The 23,267-nt window shown below is 67.8% G+C and carries 25 protein-coding genes; 14 read left to right on the top strand and 11 right to left on the bottom strand.

Annotated features, from left to right (window positions below; translation table 11 throughout):
- Nucleotides 1–46: 46 nt before the first annotated feature.
- A complete protein-coding gene (locus U5914_RS02380; RefSeq protein WP_336133875.1) occupies nucleotides 47–325 on the top strand; it encodes an amphi-Trp domain-containing protein in 279 nt (92 codons plus the stop codon).
- Nucleotides 326–501: 176 nt separating this feature from the next.
- Here the strand turns inward: U5914_RS02380 and U5914_RS02375 are convergent, their stop codons facing one another.
- Complete coding sequence (locus tag U5914_RS02375) at nucleotides 502–648, bottom strand: hypothetical protein (protein WP_178289087.1); 147 nt, start codon at nucleotides 646–648, stop codon at nucleotides 502–504.
- Between the two features lie 84 nt (nucleotides 649–732).
- Between U5914_RS02375 and U5914_RS02370 the strand changes: the two genes are divergently transcribed.
- Nucleotides 733–1,683, top strand: a complete 951-nt coding sequence (locus U5914_RS02370; protein WP_336133874.1) for an asparaginase — start codon at nucleotides 733–735, stop codon at nucleotides 1,681–1,683.
- Between the two features lie 75 nt (nucleotides 1,684–1,758).
- Nucleotides 1,759–2,685, top strand: a complete 927-nt coding sequence (locus U5914_RS02365; RefSeq protein WP_336133873.1) for a biotin--[acetyl-CoA-carboxylase] ligase — start codon at nucleotides 1,759–1,761, stop codon at nucleotides 2,683–2,685.
- Nucleotides 2,686–2,766: 81 nt separating this feature from the next.
- On the opposite strand, the gene U5914_RS02360 is transcribed toward U5914_RS02365, so the two are convergent.
- The 6 genes from U5914_RS02360 to U5914_RS02335 all read right to left on the bottom strand — a co-directional run bounded on the left by U5914_RS02360 (nucleotide 2,767) and on the right by U5914_RS02335 (nucleotide 7,741).
- Nucleotides 2,767–3,270 carry a universal stress protein gene (locus U5914_RS02360; protein WP_336133871.1) on the bottom strand — a complete coding sequence of 168 codons (504 nt, stop codon included), beginning with the start codon at nucleotides 3,268–3,270 and terminating at the stop codon, nucleotides 2,767–2,769.
- A gap of 84 nt (nucleotides 3,271–3,354) precedes the next feature.
- Complete coding sequence (locus U5914_RS02355; RefSeq protein ID WP_336133869.1) at nucleotides 3,355–4,371, bottom strand: amidohydrolase family protein; 1,017 nt, start codon at nucleotides 4,369–4,371, stop codon at nucleotides 3,355–3,357.
- A 79-nt stretch (nucleotides 4,372–4,450) separates the two neighbouring features.
- A complete protein-coding gene (locus U5914_RS02350; protein WP_336133866.1) occupies nucleotides 4,451–5,710 on the bottom strand; it encodes an HD domain-containing protein in 1,260 nt (419 codons plus the stop codon).
- Between the two features lie 79 nt (nucleotides 5,711–5,789).
- Nucleotides 5,790–6,299: a PIN domain-containing protein gene (locus U5914_RS02345; protein WP_336133865.1), complete on the bottom strand. Its 510-nt coding sequence runs from the start codon at nucleotides 6,297–6,299 to the stop codon at nucleotides 5,790–5,792.
- Nucleotides 6,300–6,524, bottom strand: a complete 225-nt coding sequence (locus tag U5914_RS02340) for a UPF0175 family protein (RefSeq protein WP_336133863.1) — start codon at nucleotides 6,522–6,524, stop codon at nucleotides 6,300–6,302.
- A gap of 62 nt (nucleotides 6,525–6,586) precedes the next feature.
- On the bottom strand, nucleotides 6,587–7,741 hold the full coding sequence (locus U5914_RS02335; RefSeq protein ID WP_336133862.1) for an HD domain-containing protein: 1,155 nt from the start codon (nucleotides 7,739–7,741) through the stop codon (nucleotides 6,587–6,589).
- A 93-nt stretch (nucleotides 7,742–7,834) separates the two neighbouring features.
- Between U5914_RS02335 and cofD the strand changes: the two genes are divergently transcribed.
- From cofD to asd, 7 genes are all read left to right on the top strand, one after another.
- On the top strand, nucleotides 7,835–8,839 hold the full coding sequence (cofD, locus tag U5914_RS02330; protein ID WP_336133861.1) for a 2-phospho-L-lactate transferase: 1,005 nt from the start codon (nucleotides 7,835–7,837) through the stop codon (nucleotides 8,837–8,839).
- A complete protein-coding gene (locus U5914_RS02325) occupies nucleotides 8,839–9,612 on the top strand; it encodes a tRNA-dihydrouridine synthase (protein ID WP_336133860.1) in 774 nt (257 codons plus the stop codon). The genes cofD and U5914_RS02325 overlap by 1 nt, the downstream gene beginning before the upstream one ends.
- Complete coding sequence (locus tag U5914_RS02320) at nucleotides 9,605–10,438, top strand: triphosphoribosyl-dephospho-CoA synthase (RefSeq protein WP_336133858.1); 834 nt, start codon at nucleotides 9,605–9,607, stop codon at nucleotides 10,436–10,438. Before U5914_RS02325 ends, U5914_RS02320 begins: the two co-directional genes overlap by 8 nt.
- Nucleotide 10,439: 1 nt before the next feature.
- Complete coding sequence (locus U5914_RS02315; RefSeq protein WP_336133857.1) at nucleotides 10,440–11,045, top strand: DUF447 domain-containing protein; 606 nt, start codon at nucleotides 10,440–10,442, stop codon at nucleotides 11,043–11,045.
- 72 nt (nucleotides 11,046–11,117) lie between these two features.
- Nucleotides 11,118–11,363 (top strand): PLDc N-terminal domain-containing protein, encoded by a 246-nt coding sequence (locus U5914_RS02310; RefSeq protein WP_336133855.1) that lies wholly within the window; start codon nucleotides 11,118–11,120, stop codon nucleotides 11,361–11,363.
- Between the two features lie 89 nt (nucleotides 11,364–11,452).
- Nucleotides 11,453–11,644: a 30S ribosomal protein S17e gene (locus U5914_RS02305; RefSeq protein WP_336133854.1), complete on the top strand. Its 192-nt coding sequence runs from the start codon at nucleotides 11,453–11,455 to the stop codon at nucleotides 11,642–11,644.
- A gap of 117 nt (nucleotides 11,645–11,761) precedes the next feature.
- A complete protein-coding gene (gene asd, locus U5914_RS02300; RefSeq protein WP_336133852.1) occupies nucleotides 11,762–12,796 on the top strand; it encodes an aspartate-semialdehyde dehydrogenase in 1,035 nt (344 codons plus the stop codon).
- Between the two features lie 530 nt (nucleotides 12,797–13,326).
- Here asd and glyA read toward each other — a convergent pair.
- On the bottom strand, nucleotides 13,327–14,601 hold the full coding sequence (glyA, locus tag U5914_RS02295) for a serine hydroxymethyltransferase (protein WP_336133851.1): 1,275 nt from the start codon (nucleotides 14,599–14,601) through the stop codon (nucleotides 13,327–13,329).
- 201 nt (nucleotides 14,602–14,802) lie between these two features.
- On the opposite strand from glyA, the gene U5914_RS02290 reads away from it, so the two are divergent.
- The 3 genes from U5914_RS02290 (at nucleotide 14,803) to U5914_RS02280 (ending at nucleotide 19,507) form a co-directional block, all read left to right on the top strand.
- Nucleotides 14,803–16,770, top strand: coding sequence for a hypothetical protein (locus U5914_RS02290; RefSeq protein ID WP_336133850.1), 1,968 nt, complete (start codon nucleotides 14,803–14,805; stop codon nucleotides 16,768–16,770).
- Between the two features lie 130 nt (nucleotides 16,771–16,900).
- On the top strand, nucleotides 16,901–17,710 hold the full coding sequence (gene tbsP / locus U5914_RS02285) for a transcriptional regulator TbsP (RefSeq protein WP_336133848.1): 810 nt from the start codon (nucleotides 16,901–16,903) through the stop codon (nucleotides 17,708–17,710).
- A 96-nt stretch (nucleotides 17,711–17,806) separates the two neighbouring features.
- A complete protein-coding gene (locus tag U5914_RS02280; RefSeq protein WP_336133846.1) occupies nucleotides 17,807–19,507 on the top strand; it encodes a YcaO-like family protein in 1,701 nt (566 codons plus the stop codon).
- A gap of 39 nt (nucleotides 19,508–19,546) precedes the next feature.
- Here the strand turns inward: U5914_RS02280 and U5914_RS02275 are convergent, their stop codons facing one another.
- A complete protein-coding gene (locus U5914_RS02275; RefSeq protein ID WP_336133844.1) occupies nucleotides 19,547–20,287 on the bottom strand; it encodes a proteasome assembly chaperone family protein in 741 nt (246 codons plus the stop codon).
- Nucleotides 20,288–20,363: 76 nt separating this feature from the next.
- On the opposite strand from U5914_RS02275, the gene U5914_RS02270 reads away from it, so the two are divergent.
- On the top strand, nucleotides 20,364–21,461 hold the full coding sequence (locus U5914_RS02270) for a mechanosensitive ion channel family protein (protein WP_336133842.1): 1,098 nt from the start codon (nucleotides 20,364–20,366) through the stop codon (nucleotides 21,459–21,461).
- Here the strand turns inward: U5914_RS02270 and U5914_RS02265 are convergent.
- Both U5914_RS02265 and U5914_RS02260 read right to left on the bottom strand, forming a co-directional pair.
- Nucleotides 21,445–21,846 (bottom strand): universal stress protein, encoded by a 402-nt coding sequence (locus tag U5914_RS02265; protein ID WP_336133841.1) that lies wholly within the window; start codon nucleotides 21,844–21,846, stop codon nucleotides 21,445–21,447. The two genes, U5914_RS02270 and U5914_RS02265, sit on opposite strands and share 17 nt — an antisense overlap.
- Before the next feature lie 59 nt (nucleotides 21,847–21,905).
- Nucleotides 21,906–23,267, bottom strand: a complete 1,362-nt coding sequence (locus U5914_RS02260; protein WP_336133840.1) for a bifunctional metallophosphatase/5'-nucleotidase — start codon at nucleotides 23,265–23,267, stop codon at nucleotides 21,906–21,908.

Here is a 23,267-nt window from a genome sequence, read left to right as displayed (position 1 = left end):
CCACAGTTGCCTGATGGCTTATAGTGCCTCGGCACGTTCCTTCGGTATGGAAGAAGTTCTCTTCGAAAGCGAGAAGCGCCAGTCCCGCAGCGAAACCGCCGAGATGCTCCGTGCGGTCGCGGACAAACTCGACGCGGGTGAGTCGGTGTCGCTGTCCGCCGGCGAGCAATCGGTTACGCTGACGGTGCCGGAAACCCACACCTTCGAGGTCAAGGCCGAACGAGAGACCGGCGGCGGTGAATCGGAGCTGAGCGTCGAGTTCGAGTTGGAATGGGACGAGAACGGGGAATCCGGCGATGGCGACGCCTCTCTAGATATCGCCTGAGCTATCGAATGTGGTTCAGCGAGAGGAAAGCAGCCGACCGGCAGAAAACGCCGGTCGGCCGCTTGCCGCCCTGAATAGGTCCCCGCTGACGCTTCGGCCCTCCAAGCGAAGCGTCACGTGATACAAACGCGTATTGAGGTATAAATGTACCGCCTACGGCGAAGCCGACCGGCGACCTAGATATACTCCTCTTCGAGGACCCAGCCGAGGGCTCGTTTATAATAGGTGAACATCTGCCGGACCCCCTCGTGGTTCATGTTCTCGTCGTCCAACTCCTCTTTCAGGAACTCGTATTGCTCGCGGATCTCCTCTTCGTCGCGCATACCGGGTAGAGGGGTGCGGGACAAATGAAAGTTCGCGACACGGCGACCGGAACCCACAACTCGATGCCAGTCCGGGGTGACGGTATGGACGTCCACGTCATCGCGACCGGCGGAACCATCGCCTCGACCGCGGAGGGCGCCGATTCGGGCGCCGCACCAACCCTCTCGGGTGCCGACCTCGTCAAGGCCGTCCCCGAAATCGAACGCTTCGCCGACGTGACCGTCGAAAGCGTCGCCGACAGTCCCGGCTTCGACATGTCGCCCGCGGTCTGTGCCCGCGTCGCAGACCGAATCGCCCAGCGCGACGACACCGTCGACGGCTTCGTCGTCACACACGGCACGGACACGCTGGCCGAAACCGCGCGCTATCTCGACCTGACCGTCTCGGCGCCGGTCGTCGTCACAGGTGCCCAGCGCCGCCCCGACGAGGCCGGCAGCGACGGCCCGACGAACCTCCGGAGTGCGGTCCGGGCAGCCGCACACGAGCGGCTCACCGAGGGCGCCTTCGTCGCTTTCGACGAGGAACTCCACGACGCTGCGACCGTCCGGAAGGCCCACACCTGTGCGCTGGATACCTTTCGGTCACCCGAGACCGGCCCCGTCGCCCGCCTGACCCGCAAGCGCGTCCACTGGTACCGGGAACCGTCGGCGCCCGACGACCGGCTGCCGGTCCCCGACCCCGACGACCACCCGACGGTCCCGCTCGTCGTCTCCGCCTCCGGGGTCGGCCGCGAGGCCTTCGAGGCCGCCGAAGCGCGCGGTGATGCGGTCGTCGTCGCCGGAACCGGTCTCGGGAACACCACCGCCGCCATCGGGGAGGCCATCGCCGAGGCCGACTGTCCGGTCGTCCTCTCGTCGCGGTGTCACGCGGGGCCGACCGAGCCGGTCTACGGGACGCCCGGCGGCGCCGCAACGCTGGCCGAACTCGACCACGTCCGCTTTTCGCACGCGACGCCGTGGGCGACACGCATCGAGTGCATGCTCGCGGTCGCCGCCGACCGCATCGACGAGCGGTTCGACGACTTCGAGGAGTAGCGGCGTACGGTTCGTCGCCGGATGTGGGCGCTGGACGGACGCCGTTTATATACGCGTCCCGCGATAGCCTCGTCCATGCAGGAGACACGCGAACGCGTCCTCGGGGCGCTGGCCGAGGGACCGGTTTCGGGGCCGAAACTGGCCGAGGAACTCGACGTCTCCCGGGCGGCGGTCTGGAAGCACGTCGAGGCGCTCCGGGAGGCGGGGTTCGACGTCGAGAGCAGGGAGGACGGCTACGTCCTGACGGCGGTCCCGGAGTTCGGCGGTGCGGCCGTCGAGTTCGGCCTCGATGCGCCCTTCGAGGTCGAATACCACGACACCATCGGCAGCACGAACGACCGCGCTCGCGAGTTGGCCGGCGCTGGCGCCGAGGACATCGCCGTCCTCGCCGACGAGCAGACGGGCGCTCGGGGGCGTCTCGACCGGGCGTTCTCCTCGCCGTCGGGCGGCATCTGGGTGAGTCTCGTCTGCCGACCGGACCTGCCGCCGGCGCAGGTGCCGATATACACGCTGGCCGCTGCCGTCGCCACCGCCGAGGCACTTCGAGCGGTCGGCGTCGAGGCGGGCATCAAGTGGCCGAACGACGTGCTCATCGAGGGTAGCGAGGCGAAAATAGTCGGCATCCTCACCGAGATGGAGGGCGAGGCCGACCGCGTTTCGTGGGTCGTCGTCGGTATCGGTATCAACGCGAATATCGACGCCGAAGCCGTGCCGCCGGAGGCGACGACGATTCGAGAACAGGTCGGCGACGTCGACCGGGCCGAGCTGACCCGACACCTCCTCGAACGCTTCGACGAACTGCGCAACGACCCCGAATCCGTCCTGCCGGCGTGGCGCGAGCTATCGCTGACGCTGGGCAAGCGGGTTCGCGTCGAGACGCCGGGCGGCGACGTAATCGGGGAGGCCGTCGACGTGGCGTCCCCCGGGACGCTCGTGGTTGAAACAGAAGACGGAGAAAAACGCGTTTCGGCGGGCGACTGCGAGCACCTGCGACCGGTCTGATACGAACTGTTGTAACGAATTACCGGCGAGCGCCGGGCGTACGTGCGCTCACCGGTCAAAGACTATAACGATTCGTATGACTCACTCCATGGCCTCGCCGACCGGCGAATCCGGCGTGGGGTTCCGCTCGGAGGCTTCGCCGGTTGCTTCGTCGGCGTCGTCGCCGACCCGGACGGTCATCACGGGGACGGGCGCCGAGCGGACGACGCGTTCGGCGACGCTGCCCAACAGCAGGCGATTGATGCCGCCCCGGCCGTGGGTGCCCATCACGATGAGGTCACAGCCCTCCTCGCGGGCGTGGTCGACGATCTCTTTGCTCGGTGGGCCCTCGCCCAGCGCGGTTACGACGTCGTCGGTGTCGGCGCGGCGCTCGGCGGCCTGCAGGGCGGTTTCCCCCTCGTCGCGGAGCATCGAGGTGACGTTCTCCCAGGAGGTCTCCATCGGGAGGTTGGCGAAACTGGCCGTGTTGACGACGTAGAGGAACTGCACCTCCGCGTCGTGGGAATCAGCGAGGTTCGAGGCGTGGTCGATAACCCGGTTCATGCCCGCCGACCCGTCCGTCGGGACGAGAATTTGATTGTACATTGTGACCACCACACATGATTTGTCCGTACACACACAAACCCTTTTCGACCGTTCGAGGGCGGTAGCGTGACAGAAATCGCGTTTTTAGGGCTGGATAACTCGTTTGACGTCGTCGACGCCGGCCCGGCGGACGACGGCGCGGACGGGGTCGCGTGCGCCCGTGAGGTTGTCGGAGTCGCCATCGAGGACGAGCAGGCGTGCTTCGCGGCCGGGTTCGACGACCCCGCAGTTCAACCCCGCGATGTCGGCGCCGGCTTTCGTCGCCATGCGGAGGACCTCCGGCGCGCTCACGTCGAAGAGTTTCGCGGCGAACTCCATCTCGCGGAACATCGAGGGACTGTTGAGGAAGACGTTGTCCGTCCCGAGGGCGACGGTCGTCCGCTCCAGCAACGCCTCGACGGGCGGGAGGCCGACGTCGGTGACGAGGTTCGACCGCGGGCAGACGGCGACCGGGATGTCGTCGTCCTCGACGCGTTCGAGGTGGAGTTGCTGTGCGTGGACCATGTGAACCACGAAGTCCGGGTCGAGGTCCAGCGCGGGGTTGATGTCGTGTTCGTCGACCTCGCCGGCGTGGATGGCGAAGGGCTTCTCGCGGCGTCTGGCTTCGTTACGCTCCGACGTGAAGTCGGCGTCGTCGGCGCCGCTGGCACCGTAGCCGTCGGCGATGTCGAGCACGTCAATCTCCTCGCGGCCGAACACGACTGGGTCGATGTCGATGTGGGCCGCCGCATCGAGCAGGGCGTGGACGCCGTCGACGCCGCCCTCGCGGAACTCGAGGAAGGCGGTAGTACCGCTTTGGGTCATGAATTCGAGCGACCGACGCATCGCTTCGACCTTCTCCTCGCGGGAGGCCTCTCGGAGCAGACGGTGTTTCAGGCCGTCCGGCGGTGCGACCAACTCCTCCAGGGAGAGGCCGCGGCCGGCCTCCTTGGCGATGGAGTCGCCGATGTGGGTGTGGGCGTTGACGAAGGCCGGACAGACGATGTCGCTCGAGGCGGTTTCGGCCTCCTCGATGGCCGTAATCTCGCCCTCCTCGACGACCACACGTCCCTCGACGGGTTCGTACTCCTCGCCGGCCAGTATCGTCCCCGACAGTTCCATACTCCCGGCTTGGGAGCGTCTTGGATAAAAACGGGTCGCTACTCGATGGGCCTCCGGCGAGGACGCCGGAGGCCCCCGACTACTCGTCCGCGCCGGGGCCCGCGTCGACGCCGACATCGGCGCCGAACTCGTCGAGGGTGGTGTGCATGCCCCGCCGGACGTCGACGACCAGCGCTTCCAGGTCGAGGCCCAGCACGTCCTCGGTGGCCTGTCCGACCCGTTCGGTGACCGAATCCGGCGCGTAAACGCCCATCCGCCACTGCTCGTGTTGGGCGCGCTGGAGGGCCTTCACGAGCGTCGACTGGCTGGCCAGTTTCCGAACCTCGCCGTTGACGACGACGCGACTCGACGACTCCCGCATCGTCGGCCGCGAGGGGATATCGAGGATGACCTCGTCGGGGTCGACCTCCGCGCGGGCGGCGATCTCCTGCTCGTACTCCCGGACCGTCTCGTGGTCGGCGTCGACGATATCGTCTGGTACGTCCCGAAGTTCCGCCCAGACCGCGCGTTTATAAAGCGTTCGCGTATCGAGCATCTCCGCAAATCCGGCCGTCTCCGGGCAACTTCGCAGTGCGACGGTCAAATCGCGGTCGTCCATCCGCCGGACCTCCTCGGCCGTCGCCGCGTCGGCCTCCAGCAGGCCCTCGGTCGCCCGCCGGAGCATCGCCTTCGAGATGCGGGCGACGTGGTGATTGTAGACGACGGGGTTCATCAGCGCCCGCGCCAAGAGGAGGGATTCGGCGGTCTGGACGTTGTTCTCCGCCAGCACGAGTTCGCCGTCGACGAAGCGCAACTCCCGGACGAACCGCCCCGTGTCGATGGTGCCGTAGGGGACGCCGGTGTGGTGGGCGTCGCGGACGAGGTAGTCCATCCGGTCGACGTCGAGTTCGCCCGAGACCAGTTGACCGAACTCGCCTTTGCCGGCCACGAGGTCGGCCACCTTCGCGGGGTCGATGTCGTGGAGTGTGAGCACCCGGGCGACGTCGCCCTTTTCGAGCAGGTCCTCGACCTCGTCGTGGAGTTTGCCGGTGCGGCGAGCGATGAGGTCCTCGATGTTGTGGCTGAACGGCGAGTGGCCGATATCGTGGAGCATGGCCGCTGCCCGGAGGCGTTCGGCCTGCTTGCCCTCGATACCGAGGTTGTCGAGGGCGCGCGTCGCGAGATGGTAGACGCCCAGCGAGTGTTCGAACCGGGTGTGGTTCGCGCTGGGATAGACGAGTTCGGCGGTGCCGAGCTGCTTGATGCGCCGGAGTCGCTGGACTGCCGGCGTATCGAGCAGGTCCTCGGCAACCCCCTCGACCGTGATGTGGTCGTGGACGGAGTCCTTGATGGTTGCCATTATTGCCGGCTTCGTCGCCATGACTTAAAAACCGTCGTCCTGGTGGCGGGGATTCGTCGGTGTGGCGGTCGTTGCCGGCCTACTCCCCGGTATCGAGAACGTCACCGACGCTGTCGACGGGTGCATAATAATCCCGCTCGTTTCGCCAGATGTCGAGCCATCGGTCCGCCGTCTTTTGGTCGATGTAGTCGCGCCGGATACCAAGAACCAGCAGGCCGACAGAGCCGATGACTGCTTGGTTTCGCCCTTCGGCGACTCGTCGTGCCGCGAGGTCGTCGGTTGCTATCGTTCCACCGTGTTCGATAGCGCCGCGTAGCGATTCCGCTTCTCCGATGTCGAGACGCTCTCGTAGCTCCGCCAGTAGCTCGTCTTGCGGCACGCTTCGTACTGGTAGCGTGTCCTCGAAGGCGTCGACCGCCGATTCGAGATATTCGTATTCGAGCTGGAATCCCTGCGTAATCTCCTCACGAACTGCTGGCGTCACGACGGTCGACTCGCGCAGTTGAGGGAAAAACGGGAGCGAGTCGGAGCTAGCGAAGTTACTGACGACCGTCGAATCCAGAAAGAGCGGCGAGGCGTAGCCCGACATTTACTCGTCTAACTGACGCGCAGCGTCCAACTCGGCCTGCAACTCCTCGTCCGACCGCGGTCCGTATAGTGCCGTAAACCCCGCCTCTTCGAGGAGTTCTTCGAACTCCCAGCGGGACATCCCAGCCTCTTCGGCAGCTTTGCCGAGGGACACTTCTCCGAGAGCGTACCGGCCGACGGCAGTCGCCAGTTCGTCACCCGGACCACGGTTGGTCGAAGATGCCATTCTATCCATACCTCGGGGCTGTCGAGGTAAGTATCTAACCCGGGAGAGTCTGATATAAAACGTTATCGTGGTAAAGCCAGCACGTCGCTGGCGGCCCGTTCGACGGCTTCGACGTCGCTTTCCGGGCAGTAGACGCCCATCCGCCAGTTGGCGCGGCGGGCGCGACGGAGCGAACCGACCAGTTCCGAAGCCTCTTCGAGTCGCTGGACGACGCCGTTGACGACGACGCGCGAGCGCGATTCCTTGAGGGCGGGCCGGGAGGGGATATCGACGATGACCGATTCGCGGTCGATTCCCGCTTCGTCGGCGATTTCGCGAGCGGCCTGTCGCTCGGCCTCGCGGTCCATCTCCGTGACGGCCTCGGGCACGCGGTCGAGGCCCGCCCAGACGGCGCGTTTATAAAGCGAACGGCGCTCGATGCGCTCGCCGAGGTCGGGCACGTCCTCTCGCAGGGCGACGAGCAGGTCGTGGTCGGCCATCCGCCGGAACTCGTCGATGGTGACGCCGGTATCGAGCAGGCGCTCGCAGGCCCGTTCCAGCATGGCGCCGGCGATGCGGGAGACGTGGTGCCGGTAGACGGTGCCGTCCATCAGCGACCGCGCGAGCAGGAGGGATTCGGCGGTATGTACGTTGTTCTCTGCGAGGACGAGATGACCGTCGCGGAACCGGAGCGCCCGCAGGAGGCGGCCGTGGTCGATGGTGCCGTAGGGGACGCCGGTGTGGTGGGCATCGCGGACGAGGTAGTCCATGCGGTCGACGTCGAGTTCGCCCGAGACCAGTTGACCGAGTTCGCCCTCCCCGGCGACGAGGGCGGCCACGCGGTCGGGGTCGAGGCCGTGGGACTCCAGTACCTCCGCGAGCGTCGTCTCGTAGAGCAACTCGCCGATGTCGTCGTGGTCCTGACCCGTATGCCGGCGGATGACGTCCTCGGTCTGGTGGCCGTAGGGGCCGTGGCCGACGTCATGGAGGAGGGCGGCAGCGCGGACGTGGGCGGCCCGTTCGCCCTCGATACCGAGATGCTGGAGGGCTTCGCGGGCGAGATGGTAGACGCCGAGCGAGTGCTCGAAGCGGGAGTGGGAGGCGGAGGGGTAGACCAGTCGAACCGTCGAGAGCTGTTTGATGTGGCGGAGCCGCTGGAGGGCGGGGGCGTCGACGAGGTCGACCGCCACGTCGTCCAGCGGTATCCAGTCGTGGACGGAGTCCTTGATGGCGTTCATTGCCGACCGTTCGGGTGTCGGTGGCAAAAGATGCCCGAAACACCCCCCTCGCCTAACGGTCAGATACAAATCCGTCGGCGCGAAAGCCGGGGTATGGTCACGTTCCTCGCCGGCGGGACGGGTACGCCGAAACTCCTCGACGGCGCCGACGACGTCTTCGCGCCCGCCGAGACGCCGGTCGTCTGCAACACCGGCGACGACGTGGAGTTGGGCGGCCTGCTGGTCTGTCCCGACGTCGATACGACGCTGTTCTCCGAGGGCGACCTGCTGGACCGCGAGACGTGGTGGGGCATCGCCGACGATACCACCGAGACGCACGAGGAACTGCACGCTCTCGCCGAGGCGGCGGGCCTCGAAACCGGGCCGCGCTACCTCCCCGACGAGGCCCAGACGAGCGGCCGGTATATCGCCCGCTGGCGGCGGTTTTCGGGCGTCGCGGAGTTCATGGAACTGGGTGACCGTGACCGCGCGGTCCACATCACCCGAACCGGTTTGCTGGACGAGGGCAAGACGCTCACCGAAGTCACCGAGATTCTCTGTGATGCTCTGAGCGTCGACCGACCCGTCCTGCCGATGAGCGACGACCCCGTCGCCTCCATCGTTCACACCGAGGAGGGACCGATGCACTTTCAGGAGTTCTGGGTCCACCACCGGGCAGCCCCCGAAGTCGAGTCCGTGGAGTTCCGCGGCGCCGACGACGCCGGCCCGACCGATGCCGTCCTCGATGCGCTTGACGCGCCGGTCGTTATCGGTCCCTCGAACCCAATCACGAGTCTCGGGCCGATGCTCGCGATGGACGCCTTTCGAGAGGCCCTCGAATCGACGCCCGTCGTCGCGGTCTCGCCGTTCGTCGAGGACCGAGTGTTCTCCGGCCCGGCCGGGAAACTGATGGAAGCGACGGGCTACGAGGCCTCGACGGCGGGCGTCGCCGAGGCCTATCCCTTCGCTGATGCGTTCGTTCTGGATTCGGCGGACGGCACCGACCTCCATCGGCCGGTGGTTCGCACCGACACCGAACTCGGAACGCCCGAGGACGGCCAGCGCGTCTGTCGGGCCGTCGAGGAGGCGCTCGCGCTCGCGGGCGCGGAGGTGTCGTGATGTTCGAGCCACGCCTCGCAATCGCGTCGCTGTCGGGCGAATCAGACGCCGAGTGGGCACGAGCGGCGGCGCCGCAGGTCGGCTGTGCCTTCCTCGGCGGTATCGCCCTTGACTCGGCGACCCGCGATGCGGCCCGCGAGATGGTCGACCGGGACCGCACGGAATTCCTGCCCGACGACCCGATAGCCTTCATCGACGAGCAACTCACGGCGCTCGACGACATCGACGTGCGGGCGGGCTTCAACGTCCGAAGCGCGACACTGGAGCCGATTGCGAAGGCAGCCGAAACCTGCGCGCACCACGACGCCATCCTCGAAATCAACGCCCACTGCCGGCAAGACGAGATGTGCGCCGCCGGCGCCGGACAGTCGTTGCTCCGGGACGGCGACCGCCTCTGCGAGCAGGTGGCGACGGCCGCCGACGCCGGTGCGGACGTGAGCGTCAAGGTCCGAACGGAAGTGGCGGGCGTCGACCTGCCGGCGCTGGCCGAACGGCTGGCGGACGCGGGCGCCGACGCGCTCCACGTCGACGCAATGGACAGCGAACCCGTCGTCAGGGAGGTGGCCGAGGCGGCGCCCGACGCCTTCCTCGTTGCCAACAACGGCGTTCGGGACCGGGCGACGGCACACGAGTATCTGGACTACGGTGCCGACGCGGTGTCGGTCGGTCGGCCCTCGGATAACCCGACCGTCCTCCGGCGCGTACGCTCGGCGGTCGAGGAGTGGTTCGCGGAGACGGGCGAAACGGATGCGGAGGTGTCGACCGATGCGTAACCCTGCTGAGAACGCCCAGTTGGCGCTCTTGCTGGAGGTCTCGGGCACGCCGAAACCGGGCAACGTCGACCGGCATCGGGATTACGACGATTTGCGCTTCGAACACTTCATGGCCGGCGCGGTTGGGTCGCTGTCGGGCCTGCGGATGGCCGCCGACGGCGCCCGCGTCGGCCGGGCCTTCGAGCGCGCCGTCGCCGGCATGAGCGACCAGTCGGGTGGCAACACCCAGTTCGGCGCCCTGCTGATGCTCACGCCGCTGGTCCGGGCCGCGGCGACCGCCCGGCTCTCGCACACGGGCACGAGCGACGTAGTCGAAGCGACGACGGTCGCCGACGCCTGCGACTTCTATCGCGCCTTCGACCACGTCGACGTGGCCGTCGACGACCTACCCGAGGACGTCGACGCCCTCGACGTCCGGCGGGGCAGCGACGCGGTGTCGGCGCTTCGCGAGCGCGAGGTGACCCTCCACGACGTGATGACACAGTCCGCGGACCGCGACGGCGTGGCCGCCGAGTGGACCTCCGGCTTCGAGCGGAGTTTCGAGGCCGCCGAGTGGCTACTCGACGCCGACGGCCCCATTTATAAGCGCGCGTCTCGGGTTTTCCTCCGCCTACTTGCCGACGAGGAGGATACCTTCATACTCACCCGGAACGGCGCGGCCGCGGCCGCCGAGGCGACCGAGCGGGCACAGTCGGTTCTCGACGGCGAGGAGGCCGCCGAGGCGCTCGCTGAGGAGTTCGTCGAGCGGGACATCAATCCGGGGACGACGGCCGACCTGACGGCCGCCGCGCTGTTCGTCGCGCTGGAGCGGGGATTGGTGGTCTGAGATGGGCGAGGCTGACGCCGGCGACGCAGATTGGCCCGTCGACCTCTCGGGTGTGACCGAATCCGTCGTAACGACGCTGGGGCCGAACGACCGCTGGAACGTCGCGGCTCTCGGGGTCTTCGCACCCGAGGATGGCGGCCCGGCGACGGCGACCACGTGGGGCCGCACCCGGACGTGGCGCAACTTCACCGAGCGCGGGGCGGGCTACGTGCAGTTCACCCGTGACCCGGTCGATTTCGTCGACGCGGCCTGCTCGGTCCGGGAGGCAGACGAGCCGGTACTCGATTCGGCGGATGCGTGGGCCCGCGTCGACGTTGCGGCTATCGACGAGGGCGACCGCGGCGGCACGCAATGGGTCGAGTGGGAACTCCGGCCGGTGGAGTCGGCCGTCGAGCGGCGGGTCGTCCCGACGACGAACCGGGGCTACTATGCCGTCATCGAGGCGACCGTCGCCGTCTCGCGACTCGACGTGCCCGAATACGACACCGACGAACTGCTGGCCCGCATCGACTACTTCGAGAGCGTGGTCGACCGCTGTGGCGGCGACCGCGAACAGGTGGCGTTCGAGCGACTGCGCGAGTACGCCGACCTATCGCTGGACCAGTAGTATTTAAACCCGTGTGAAACACCGGCAATCGTCGGGAACTTATTTAGCGATTGAGTGTGGGAATTGGGGTGTATGCCCTCCACGATCGCCCTGCAGTCCGGCGGCGGCGGTGCCGTATTGCTCATCTGGTTGTTGTTCATGGTGCTGTTCCTCGCGATGGTCGTCTGGACCTACTCGGACGCCAAACAGAACAGCAGCCATCCGGCCTTCCTGTGGGCCATCGTGGTGTTCCTCGCACCGCTGCTCGGTATCGTCCTCTACCTCCTGCTCGGTCGCGACCAGCAGGGCGGCGGTCCGGGCGGACGCGGGACGGTTTAGGGCCGTCCGCCGTGCGATGCGACACCACGGACCCGTCGGCGACCCTTTCGAACCTTTTTTGAAGTACACAGCAGTAGGGAGGTATACCAATGGCCATCAAACCCGCCTACGTCAAAAAGACCGGAACGCTACTCATGGAACGATACCCGAACGCCTTCGGCGACGACTTCGAGCACAACAAGGAGGTCGTCACCGAACTGACCAACGTCGAATCGAAGGGCGTCCGCAACCGCATCGCCGGGTACGTCACCCGGAAGATGCGCTCGCCGCAGACGGCGTAGTCGGGTTTGTCTTCTCTCGCTTTCGCCGCCCGATAGTCACGGCACCGTCCGTCGACCCCCACGGCCACTCTTGGTACTTTCACAACCGTTTTCCTCCCGCTCATCGTAGCGCCAGCAATGTCTATCCGCGTAGGTATCCTCGGCGCGACCGGCGCCGTCGGCCAACGGCTCATCCAGCTGCTCGAACCGCACCCGGACTTCGAAATCGCCGCGCTCACGGCCTCGCCGGCCAGCGCCGGCCGCTCGTATCGGGACGCCGCCAAATGGCGCGTCGACACGCCCATCCCCGAATCGGTCGCCGAGATGACCGTCGTCGAGACCGACCCCGACGAAGTGCCGAACGATATCCCGCTCCTGTTCTCGTCGCTGCCGTCCAGTATCGGCGCCGACGTCGAACCCGCCTTCGTCGAGGCCGGCTACGTCGTCTCCTCGAACTCCTCGAACGGCCGCATGGACGAGGACATCCCCCTTACCATCCCGGAGGTCAACCCCGACCACCTCGGCCTCATCGAGGTCCAGCGCGACGAGCGCGGCTGGGACGGCGCCCTCATCAAGAACCCCAACTGCTCGACGATTACGATGGTGCCGACCCTCGCCGCGCTGGACGGCTTCGGCCTCCAGCAGGTCCGCGTCTCCACCCTGCAGGCCGTCTCCGGGGCCGGCTACTCCGGCGTCACCTCCATGGAAATCCTCGATAACGTCCTGCCGCACATCGGCGGCGAGGCCCAGAAGATGGAATCGGAGTCCCTGAAACTGCTCGGTGCCTTCGACGGCGCCGAGGTCAGCCTCCACCCAGCCGACGTGTCGGCCTCCTGCAACCGCGTGCCGACCCTCGACGGCCACCTCGAGAACGTCTGGGCGGACCTCGAAGACGACCCCTCCGCCGACGAGGTCGCCGCCATGATGGCGGAGTATCCGAGCGCGGACCTGCCCTCGTCGCCGGACCCGCTCATCCACGTCTTCGAGGACCCCGAACGCCCCCAGCCCCGCATGGACCGCATGCTCGGCGACGGGATGGCGGTGGCCGCCGGCGGTATCGAGGAGACGCCGAGCGGCGTCCAGTTCAACTGTCTCGCTCACAACACGATTCGCGGCGCTGCCGGCGCGAGCGTGCTGAACGGCGAACTCCTGCTCGAAGAAGGCTACCTGTAAGGCACTTTTAAATCTCGGTTTTGTGGGCTGGCTCGGTCGGTTTTCTGGTAACTGCTACTCGAAAGAGACCGCAACCATCTCCGAAGCCCTCGGCCGGCTCGACCCTCCGGGCCTCGCTGCGCTCCTCGTCGCTCACTTCGTTCGCTCCTGCGGTGCTTACGTCGTCCGGGAGGGACCGACCCGACCTCGCCCTTCGATTCCGCCAGGGCAGCACCGCAGCCACACACCTCCCCAACCGACTCCCTCCCTCGCTTCGCTCGGTCAGTCGTCCCTCGCACGGTTTCGTCCGACCGCCGCTCACGAGCGCGTTCGCGGCGGTCTGCCAGCGTGCGCCATTTATAAAAGCCGGGAGCGCGGGCAGCCCGTCAGGGCCGTCGCGCGACCCGGGGAAGGGGCAGGCGCGGTGCGGTTCCTGGCATCCTCGTGAGCGACTGAAAGGAGCGAACGAGGGCTTTCCGGCTGTTTGCGACAGAGCAGACGCCAAGCTCGATTTATAAAAGAACGACAGAAACAGCAGACCGTCCAGCGAGTTACTCGGAGTCGGTAATGGAGCCGTCGCCCTGATAAAGCGGGAACTCATCGCAGAGTTCGTCAACCTCGGCAGCCGCTTCAGATTTGACGTCCTCGTCGTCGGGGTTGTCGACGACCCGGTAGATGATGTCGGCGACCTGTTCGCAGGCGTCCTCGTCGAAGCCGCGAGTCGTCAGCGCGGGCGTGCCGGCGCGGATGCCCGAGGGGTTGAACGGCGAGCGCGTCTCGCCGGGGACGGTGTTCTTGTTGAGGACGATGCCGACCTCCTCGAGGGCCTCCTCGGCGACGGTGCCGGAGGTGTCCGGATGGGATTCCCGGAGGTCGACGAGGACGAGGTGGGTGTCGGTGCCCTCCGAGACCAGCGAGAAGCCGTGGTCCTGCAGGCGGTTGCCGAGGGCCTTGGCGTTGTCGACGACCTGCTGGGCGTACTGGTCGAATTCGGGCTGGAGGGCCTCCTTGAAGCCAACGGCCTTGCCGGCGATGTTGTGCATGAGGGGGCCGCCCTGTGCGCCGGGGAAGACGGCGGCGTCGATGTCGTCGGCGTACTCTTCGTCGCACATGATGATGCCGCCGCGGCCCGCGCGGATGGTCTTGTGCGTGGAGCCAGTCACGAAGTCGGCGACGCCGACGGGCGATTCGTGGACGCCGGCGGCGACGAGGCCGGTGATGTGGGCGATGTCGGCGAGGTGGTAGGCATCGACCGAATCGGCGGTCTCCTGAACGCGCTGGAAGTCGACCTCGCGGGGGTAGGCCGAATAACCGGAGACGATGATGTCGGGGTCGAACTCCTCGGCGAGCGAGTCGAGTTCCTCGTAGTCGATGTAGCCCGTTTCGGGGTCGATTTCGTACTGTTCGACCTCGTAGGTCTTGCCGGTGAAGTTGGCGGGGTGGCCGTGGCTGAGGTGGCCGCCGTGTTCGAGTTCCAAGGAGAGTATCTTGTCGCCGGGTTCGAGCATGGCGAGGTAGACGCCCATGTTGGCCTGCGTGCCAGAGTGGGGTTGGACGTTGACGTGGTCGGCGCCCCACAGTTCCTCGGCGCGCTCGATGGCGAGTTCCTCGACGTCGTCGGCGTACTCACAGCCGGCGTAGTAGCGCTCGCCGGGGTAGCCTTCGGCGTACTTGTTGGTCAACTCCGAGGACTGTGCTTCGAGGACGGCCTTCGAGGCGTGGTTCTCGGAGGCGATCATCGCCAGCGTGTTCTCCTGTCTGTCGCGTTCGCCTTCGAGGGCGTCGGCCAGGGCGGGGTCGACACCGCGGACCGTATCGTAGCTCATGTGAATAGGTCGGGTACGACGAGACAAGAAGCTACCCGTTCTTGGCAAGCAACTCCGGTGTCGATGGTCGCGGGTGGACGGTCGCGTGGCCGTCGTCAGGTGAGGCTGACGCCGCCGAATCGGGGGACGTGTCGTGGCGGTGCCGTCATCCACAGAGCTAGGGAACACTACTATACACTCGGGAAATCTCCGCACGTATTGATGGTCGAGTGGGTAGCCGGCGACGAGTGTATCCGGGGATTCGGCGAGCGCGAGTCCGTCCACCTCGGTGTTTCGGGCTGGCGGCCGCGCGGACGTCCGCCCGCGCTTCGGACGCCGGTCGACGCCGCGACCGTGGGCACCACCCGCGGACTCCGGTTGTCTACGCCCGCTCGCTTGGCAGACGGGACCCCCCTCTCGACGGATACGTCGTTCGATGGGGGCGTCCACCGAATCGTCGCCGACGGCGCCGTCGAGACGCGAATCGCCTTCGAAGGGGCGGCGACCGTCGAGACCGGCGTCGAGGACGACGAAGGCGACGATAGCGGCGTTCGGCTTCGGTTCCCGGCGGGGACTGCCGTCACGGTCGGCTTCCGCGAGGGGACGCCCGAACGTCCCTCGCTGTCGGTTCCGCCGACGCCGGCGGGGCTGGCGGCGGCGGTGACGGCTGCCGGCGCGACGCCCCGGACGACCGGCCCTCGGCGGTCGCATCCGGGGTTTCGGCCGCGGACGCCCACCGTCGACCTCGACGAATCGGCGACGGCCGCAGTGCCGTCCGGCCTGTCGGCACCCACCGACGACCCGCCCACGATGACAGTCCCGGCTTCGACGACGGCCGTCCTTGTGGCCGCGCCGCTCGCGTACTACCTCGGGGCGCGGCTTCGCATCGAGGAGGGACCGCCCCGGCTTCGCGGTCCCGGTCTCGACCGGGCGTTCGCAGCCCTGCCGGCGTTCGCCGAGGAGGCCGCCGACGCGCTGCGCCGACTGGTCGCGCTCGATTGCCGGCTCCGGTCGCTGCCGGGCGAACCGCTGAATCGGCCGCCGGGAATCGAGGCCGACATCGAGGCGCGGCCGCCGACCGAGCGCCTCGCGGCGGCCCTCGACTGGACGCCCGACGGGTTGCCGACGTGGCCGCTGTCGACATACGTCGTCGACGACCCGGCCACCGGCCGGTATCTGCCGTACCTGCTGGACCGGTTGAGCCTCGTCCATCCGGCGTCGGCGTCGCGGCTCGACCCGAAGGCGCTGCTCGAACGGAGCCTCGACGAGTTCTTCCGCGGGGAGGCACCGAACGTCGAGGCGGTCGACCCGGCGCTGTCCGAGAGCCGGCATCATGCGTGGCTCGGGGATGGGACACCGGTCGACGCCTACACCCTGCTCGGCGCCCCGACGGGCGGCACCTCCTCCGGCGGGGACCTCACCGTCGAGGTCGTCTGCAACGACGCGGCGATGGCGGCCGAACGGAACGTTGCCGACGTCTATCGACAGCGACTCACGAGCGACGACGCCGACGTGCGGGTCCACGAACGGCTCTCGACGACCGAACTGGCGGCGCTTCTCGAAACGGAGGCCGACCTCGTCCACTTCATCGGCCACTGCGAGGTCGACGGGCTGGTCTGTCGTGACGGCACCCTCGCGGCGGCCGACCTCGACGCCTGCAGGGTCGGGGCGTTCTTCCTCAACGCCTGTGGCTCCTACTACGAGGGGTTCGACCTCGTCCGGCAGGGGGCGTCGGTCGGCGCGGTGACGCTGACGACCGTACTCGACGAACAGGCCGTCTCGCTGGGGACGACCTTCGCCGAACTGCTCGCCGCGGGCTTTGCCTTCGAGCGGGCACTGTCGCTCGCCCGCGGCGAGATTATCGTTGGCCGTGACTACGCGGTGGTCGGCGACGGCACCCAACGGCTCCGAACGGCCGCGCACCCGCCGGGGGTCTTCACGGTCACGCCGACGGACGGCGGCCGCTACTCGGTCGACTACGACGTGACGCCGCCCGACGCGGCCGGCCGGCGATACTGGGACCCCATCGCCGAGTGCTACCGGCCCTGTGGGGAGACGGCGACGGCGACGCTGGGCGGTGACCGGCTCCGGGAGGTACTTTCGGGGACGGTCCAACCGGTCCGATACGACGGCGCCCTCCGGTGGTCGGACGCGCTGGCGCGGGAACTGGACGAATCCCGACAGGCCTAAACGACGGGGACGACTGGTCCCAAATAAGCGCGACCGTTCCTTGACGGTTACTTAAATATTGTTTTCGTGTGTTCCGCACATAGCCCCGCTAATATTAAATATGCTGTAGACCATACTAATTCGCACGATAATGGAATCAAACCTTCTCGAGCGGACCGTGGCGGACGTACTTTCCGAGGCGCTTTCGACGGTGGACGACGAACTGTTCGTGGTCAACCCCACGACCGAGACCATCGACGAACTGGTCTCCGTGATGGACGGCGACGGGCCGACCGTTCGCCTCCTCGCTACCGAGGACGTCCTGAAATCCGTCATGGACGATTTCCTCGTCGCGAGTCGTGCGGCCGACCACGTCGAGGCCGACCGCCTCGAGATTCGCACCTACGAGGAACCGACCAACACGCTGCTCGTGACCGACTCGACGGTCGTCTCGGTGGTCCGCGCCGACGGCCGCGTCGCCGGCCTGACAACCGACGACGAGGCGTTCATCGAGAGCGCCTACGACCGCTTCAGCGAAGCGTGGGACGACGCCGAGGCGTTCAACCTCCGGACGCCGGCCCTCTCGCGGGTCGAATCGACGCTACGTGACGGCCTCGGTGAGCCGACCGCCGACGACTTCGAGAGCGTCCTCGCGTCGCTGGAGACCGCCCGCGGCAACGGCGAAGGTCTCGACGAGGTGACCATCTCGCTGCTGGTCGCCGCCAAGAACGAGGACCTGCTCTACGACATCTCCAAGTGGGGCGAGGACGTCGGCATCGCCTCGAAGGCCACCTTCTCCCGGACCAAGAGCCGCATGGAGGAGATGGGCCTCATCGACACCGAGAAGGTTCCCATCGACGTCGGTCGCCCGCGCCTGCGCCTCAAACTGGGCGACGACCGACTCCGTGACGCCGACGCCGGCCAACTGGCCAGCATCGCCCAGTCGATGCTCGCGGCCTGATTCCGGTTTTTCCTTCCGTGGTTTTATCGACGCCTCGCCCGAAGCGGCGCGTATGCAACTCGTCTCGACGCTCCCCGCACTCCCCCTGGTGATACCGTGACGACGGTCGGTCTGGTCGGTGACGGCCCTGCCGCCGAATCGATTTCGGCCGCCCTCTCGGACGCCTCGGCCGCGACGACGGCCGTCGACCCGGGCGCCATCGCCGGCGTCGACATCGCCGTCGTCGCGGCGCCGGTCGGCGACAGCGCCTTCGCCACGGCGGCGACGGCAGCCAAGGGGTCGGGCACGCCGGTCGTCTCGGTCGAACTCGGCGGCATCGGTGGCCAACCGGTCGCCGGCGTCGACGCCGCCGTCTCCGGCTACGCGCCGGGAACGGCCTGTTTCGACTGTCTCTGCGACCGCGTCGCCGCGACCGACCCCGAGACCGACGCCGGCGACTACGACGCCGCGACCGCTCGGTTTGCGGGCGCGCTCGCGGGCCGGGAACTCGCCTCGCTCGTCGCCGGCGGCCAGTCGACGTTGCTCGGCGGTGTCATCGAGGTTCCACACGCCCAGCGACGGGTCCTGCCGGTGCCGTACTGCGAGTGTGGCGAGGACTCCTCGCGGGGACCGGTCCCCCGCGAACGGGCCGAGCGGTCGCTGGAGGAATCGCTATCGCTGGCGGAGGGGGCCTTCGACGCCCGCCTCGGCCCGATTACCGAGGTCGGCGAGGTCGAATCCTTCCCGGTTCCGTACTATCTGGCGACGCTTTCGGCGACGCCGTTCTCGGATGCCGACGTTCCCAGCCACGCGGCCGGCGTCGGCGCCGACTGGGACCCCGCCTTCATGAAGGCACTCGGCGAGGCGCTGGAGCGGTACAGCGCCGCGGTGTATCGGACCGACGAGTTCGTTACGGAGCCGTCGAACCCTGTCGTCCCCGAGCGGTTCGTCCAGTCCGGCGGCCCCACGGCCGAATCGGCAATCGACTACTGGCACCCTGCCGAGGACCTCGGGACCGGCGACTCCGTCGAACTGCCGGCCGAACTCGTCGTCTTCCCGCCGCCCGAGCGCAACGTTCGCCCGCCGATTACGACCGGGCTTGGGTTGGGCAACGACGGCATCGAGGCGCTGCTGTCGGGCCTCTACGAGGTCATCGAGCGCGATGCGGCGATGCTGTCGTGGTATTCGAGCTACGACCCGCTGGGGCTGGCCGTCGACGACGAGGGCTTCGAGACGCTCGCGGCCCGCGCCGAAAGCGAGGGCCTCGATACGACGGCCCTGCTGTTGACACAGGACGTCGACGTGCCGGTCGTCGCGGCCTGCGTCCACCGCGAGGGCGAGTGGCCGCACTTTGCGGCGGGGATGTCCGCGGACCTCGACCCCGAGGCCGCGGCCCGCGGCGCGCTGGAGGAGGCCATCCAGAACTGGCTCGAACTCCGGCGGATGGGCCCGGACCGCGCGGCCGACGAGTCGGGGGCCATCGGCCACTACGCCGACCTCCCCGAGGCGGCGCGAGCGTTCGTCACGCCGGAGACGACCGTGCCGGCCGACAGCGTCGGCCCCGAAACGACGCCCGAGGGTGAGGCCGAACTCTCCGCCGTCGTCGACCGGGTTGTCGATGCGGACCTCGACGCCTACGGTGCCCGGGTGACACCGCGGGACGTGGCCTCGCTGGGCTTCGAGGCGGTTCGGGTCGCCGTTCCTGCGGCCCAGCCGCTTTTCACCGACAACGCGTACTTCGGCGAGCGCGCGCGGTCGGTGCCCGATTCCCTCGGCTTCGAGTTCGACCCCGACCGGCCGCACCACCCGTTCCCGTAGCCGTCTCGCTCGACTCGTCGGGTGGGCCGCTCGGTCCTTCTACATGTACATCCGGTCTTCGGGTACCTGCTCTTTCTGTTGGGCTTCGAGTTGGGCGGCCAGTTCCGCGTACTGCTCGGAGACGGCCGCGGCGAACTCCTCGAGGGGGCCGGTGTCGAGGTCGAGGTCGTAGACGGCTTCGATGGCCTCCAGCAGGCGCAACGCGGCGTCGACGTCCGGCACCTGCTGGTGGACCGGGGTGGTGAAGATGCAGGCTCGCAGCGGCTCCTCGATGGCCCGCTCCATCAGCGCGCCGTTGAGGCCGTCGAGGAACCCGCCGGGCATCGGTTTGATGTCGTGGTCGCCGTCGAGGCGGGTCTGCTGGTAGTCCTCGCTGGCGACGTAGAACGGACGGTGGTCGTCGGGGCCGTGTGCGATGGGGATGCCCGAGAGGACGACCACCTCCTCGACGCCGCTGGATTCGGTGTGTTCGATGATGGCGTTGCCGAACGGCTCGGCGGCGTAGGTCGGAACGAACAGTTCGCCGACGGTGATGGTGATGTCGAGGTCGGGCTTCGAGAACAGTCGGGTGTGGTGGCGGGGCGTCCCGTTCTCGAAGGGCGTCACCGCGGGCAACTGGTCGACGGCGATGTGGCCGGTCTGTTCGAGGTCGAGTTCTTTCCGGAGGTAGTCGACGGCCGTCAGGCCGGCGAGGCCGAACTGGGCGAAGCCGGCCACCAGCGTCTCCGTCGGGTTCGGATGGTTGATGTCGAAATCGGGTTCGCGGTGGGTGCCAATCATACACGTACAGTCGCGGCCATCGGCCTTAGCTTGCGGGGGCGGAACGCTTTTTTCGCGTCCCGGCGACGGGATGGGTATGGTCGGTCTCTGGGCAGTTCTGCAGGCGGGAACGCCGACGCCGACGGAGGCGACCGAGCCGTTGGCTCGCCCGCCGTGGCTGCCCGACTACGTGCCGATGTTCGGCTATCGGCTGGTGTTGGCGGTGGCGCTCGTCGTGGGGTCCTACTACTTCTCGCAGTTGCTCCGACAGGTCCTCGGGCGGCGCATCGCCCGCCGGTTCAAGCGCCCGTCGGTGACCCGGACGATTCTCCGGGGGATGCAGACGGTTATCGTGCTTTCGGCGGGCGTCGTGGCGCTTTCGTTCTTCGGCCTCGGGTTCGGCAACGTCGCCCTCTCGGTGGGTGTCTTCTCGGCGGTTGTCGGTATCGTCCTCGCGCCGATTATCGGGAACATCCTGAGCGGCGTCTTCGTCCTCTCGGAACAGCCCTACGAGATCGGCGACATGGTCGAGATAAAGGACACCGAGACGCGCGGGTTCGTCGAGGACATCACGCTGCTGTACACCAAGGTGTTCACCCTCGACAACACCTTCATGGTCCTGTCGAACGGGACGATGCGGGACCGCGATATCGTCAACTACTCCGCGGAGGACACCCGCGTCCGGCTGACGCTGGACGTCGGTGTCACCTACGAGAGTGACATCGGAACCGCGCGCAAGCAGATGGAGGCCGCTGCCCGCCACACCGACGGCGTCCTGAAGGGCGGCCCGGACATCCGCATCGGCAGCGCGCGGTATCCGGCGTCGCCGACCTGCTATATCAGCCAGTTCGGCGACAGCGAGGTGCTGTTGCGGCTTCGGTACTGGGCCCACGAACCCTACAAGCAGATGGCGGTCCGCTCGCGGGTGATGACCAACGTCTGGGAGCGGTTCGAGGACCACGACATCGAGATTCCGTACCCGCATTCGCATCTGGTCTTCGACGACACTAGCGGCGAGATGCAGGTCGCGATGCGGGAGGCCGCGGAGGGACCGGCGGCCCAGCAAAGCGGCGCGACCAGACGGGGGGAATCGGAGAACATGGGGGTCCCGGAGCAGGCGGACGGCGAGGCGGGCGGCGAATCGTCTGCTGACGCCGAAACCGAAGACGATGCGGACGCTACGGGCTCGCAGTGATTACCTGACAGTCCAACTCGCGGCGGAGGAAGTCCTCGATGTCGGGGTCGTCGACGAGGCGGCGGACCATCGACCGCCAGCGACTGGCCTGCTTCTGGCCGATGACGACGAAATCGGCGTCCTCCTCGGCGACCTCGTCGAGGATGGTCTCCTCGACGAGAAAGCCCGGTCGGGCGACGTAGCGGGCGAAATCCAGCCGGCCGAACTCCCGTTCGACGGCCCGCTTGAGTTCGGTTCGGGTCACCCGCTGGTCGCTCTGATAGAGGTTCACATGAAGGACGGTCAGGTCGGCCTCCTCGTCGCGCGCGAGGTCGATGGCGCGTTTCACCGTCGCTCTGGAGTGTTCGGAGAGAGGATACCTGACGGGCACGACGACGAGCGTCATTTGTTGGGGCAAGCAGGGGGTCGGCCCTCAACCTTCCGGTCGCCTCACGGATGACGAATTCACAGTCCCGTCCGGACGATTCGTCCCTCCAGTTCGGGGTCGATGCCGACCTCGCGGGCGTAGTCGGCCAGTATCTCGTATTGGGTGTCGAGTCGGCGGATGGCGTTTCGCTCGGTGAGCGTCGGGAACTCGGCGTCGGTATGCAGGAGGAACTCCGAGGTGGCGAGTCGGTAGGTGGCCTCCGGGTCGATGGGGTCGCCGTCGACGCGGGCCTCGACGAGTTCGTCCTCGCTGTAATCGTAGACGAGGCGGGCGCCGGAGACGTGGGCGTGCCACCAGTCCGATTGGCCGAAGCCGGTCGTTTCGGCGCCCTCCCGGAAGAGGTCGAACAGTTCCGTCCCGGAGAGTTCGGCGACGGCCATCGACTCCTCGAAGGGGACGAGGCTGACGAGGTCGCCGACGGTCACCTCGCCTTCGATGGGCGCGCCGGTTCGGATGCCGCCGCTGTTCTGGAGGCCGACGACCGGCGGGTCGACGCCGAGTTCGCGCTGGGTCGCCCACCGGTAGGCGTCGGCGACGAAGTTGCCGACGCGGCTCTCGCCGCGGAAGGCTTCCCGCTCGGTGCGGCGAATCGGCTCGTCGACGCGGCCGACGACCTCGTCGAGGCCGGCCGCTTCGAGGCGGTCCCGATAGGTCGCCGCGAGGTCGGCATCCAGCGGCGCCTCGGCGACGGTGTGGCGGGTCACCTCGTCGGCCGCGAGGTCGATTTCGAGGACGACCTTGCCACCGCCGCCCGGGCGAGTCAGGAGCGTGCCGGCGGTCCGCTCGATTCGCTCGGAGTGGACGTGGCCGCCGAGAACGACGTCGATATCGCAGGCCGCCGCGAGGCGCTCGTCGGCACGGCCGAGATGCGACAGCGCGACGACGTAATCGACGCCGCGGTCGCGGAGGGCCTCGACGGCCCGGCGGGCCGCTTCGATGGGGTCGGTAAGCGAAAGCGAGTGGGCGCTTTCGTTGCCGGAGGGGGTCGTCGGGTCGGTGAGGCCGACGAAGCCGACGCGGTCGCCGTCGGCCTCGTGGATGGCCCACGGTCGACAGCCGGCGAAGCGGTCGCCCTCGCTGTAGATGTTGGCGGTGAGCCACTGCTGTGGCGAGGCGGCGACGAGTTCGCGGGCGCGGTCGAGGCCGAAATCGAAGTCGTGGTTGCCGAAGGTTTCGACGGCCGGCGAGACGGCCTCGAAGAAATCCAGCGCCTGCCCGCCGCGGGTGACGAGCGGGAGGACGCCCGGCGCCACGTTGTCGCCGGTACCGCAGACGAGGGTATCTGGCCCGCGCCGGTCGGCGATGAGGCCGGCGATGCGGCCGACCCGTTCGGGGTCGTCGTGGGCGTTTTCGATATCGGAGTAGTGGAGGAGACGCAC

The organism is Natronomonas amylolytica, assembly GCF_037031205.1.
Lineage (GTDB): Archaea > Halobacteriota > Halobacteria > Halobacteriales > Haloarculaceae > Natronomonas > Natronomonas amylolytica.
The sequence above is the reverse complement of the archived record's forward strand: the minus strand, read 5'-3'. Positions and strand labels throughout refer to the sequence as shown.

Bases quoted from the DNA above. Each gene is read 5' to 3' on its own strand.
- glyA (WP_336133851.1), bottom strand. From the start codon at position 14,601: ATGAGCTACGATACGGTCCGCGGTGTCGACCCCGCCCTGGCCGACGCC.
- U5914_RS02310 (WP_336133855.1), top strand. From the start codon at position 11,118: ATGCCCTCCACGATCGCCCTGCAGTCCGGCGGCGGCGGTGCCGTATTG.
- U5914_RS02345 (WP_336133865.1), bottom strand. From the start codon at position 6,299: ATGTCGGGCTACGCCTCGCCGCTCTTTCTGGATTCGACGGTCGTCAGT.
- U5914_RS02370 (WP_336133874.1), top strand. From the start codon at position 733: ATGGACGTCCACGTCATCGCGACCGGCGGAACCATCGCCTCGACCGCG.
- U5914_RS02305 (WP_336133854.1), top strand. From the start codon at position 11,453: ATGGCCATCAAACCCGCCTACGTCAAAAAGACCGGAACGCTACTCATG.
- U5914_RS02340 (WP_336133863.1), bottom strand. From the start codon at position 6,524: ATGGCATCTTCGACCAACCGTGGTCCGGGTGACGAACTGGCGACTGCC.
- U5914_RS02290 (WP_336133850.1), top strand. From the start codon at position 14,803: ATGGTCGAGTGGGTAGCCGGCGACGAGTGTATCCGGGGATTCGGCGAG.
- U5914_RS02275 (WP_336133844.1), bottom strand. From the start codon at position 20,287: ATGATTGGCACCCACCGCGAACCCGATTTCGACATCAACCATCCGAAC.
- U5914_RS02380 (WP_336133875.1), top strand. From the start codon at position 47: ATGGAAGAAGTTCTCTTCGAAAGCGAGAAGCGCCAGTCCCGCAGCGAA.
- U5914_RS02360 (WP_336133871.1), bottom strand. From the start codon at position 3,270: ATGTACAATCAAATTCTCGTCCCGACGGACGGGTCGGCGGGCATGAAC.
- U5914_RS02365 (WP_336133873.1), top strand. From the start codon at position 1,759: ATGCAGGAGACACGCGAACGCGTCCTCGGGGCGCTGGCCGAGGGACCG.
- U5914_RS02355 (WP_336133869.1), bottom strand. From the start codon at position 4,371: ATGGAACTGTCGGGGACGATACTGGCCGGCGAGGAGTACGAACCCGTC.
- tbsP (WP_336133848.1), top strand. From the start codon at position 16,901: ATGGAATCAAACCTTCTCGAGCGGACCGTGGCGGACGTACTTTCCGAG.
- U5914_RS02375 (WP_178289087.1), bottom strand. From the start codon at position 648: ATGCGCGACGAAGAGGAGATCCGCGAGCAATACGAGTTCCTGAAAGAG.
- U5914_RS02315 (WP_336133857.1), top strand. From the start codon at position 10,440: ATGGGCGAGGCTGACGCCGGCGACGCAGATTGGCCCGTCGACCTCTCG.
- cofD (WP_336133861.1), top strand. From the start codon at position 7,835: ATGGTCACGTTCCTCGCCGGCGGGACGGGTACGCCGAAACTCCTCGAC.
- U5914_RS02350 (WP_336133866.1), bottom strand. From the start codon at position 5,710: ATGGCAACCATCAAGGACTCCGTCCACGACCACATCACGGTCGAGGGG.
- asd (WP_336133852.1), top strand. From the start codon at position 11,762: ATGTCTATCCGCGTAGGTATCCTCGGCGCGACCGGCGCCGTCGGCCAA.
- U5914_RS02320 (WP_336133858.1), top strand. From the start codon at position 9,605: ATGCGTAACCCTGCTGAGAACGCCCAGTTGGCGCTCTTGCTGGAGGTC.
- U5914_RS02265 (WP_336133841.1), bottom strand. From the start codon at position 21,846: ATGACGCTCGTCGTCGTGCCCGTCAGGTATCCTCTCTCCGAACACTCC.
- U5914_RS02270 (WP_336133842.1), top strand. From the start codon at position 20,364: ATGGTCGGTCTCTGGGCAGTTCTGCAGGCGGGAACGCCGACGCCGACG.
- U5914_RS02335 (WP_336133862.1), bottom strand. From the start codon at position 7,741: ATGAACGCCATCAAGGACTCCGTCCACGACTGGATACCGCTGGACGAC.
- U5914_RS02325 (WP_336133860.1), top strand. From the start codon at position 8,839: ATGTTCGAGCCACGCCTCGCAATCGCGTCGCTGTCGGGCGAATCAGAC.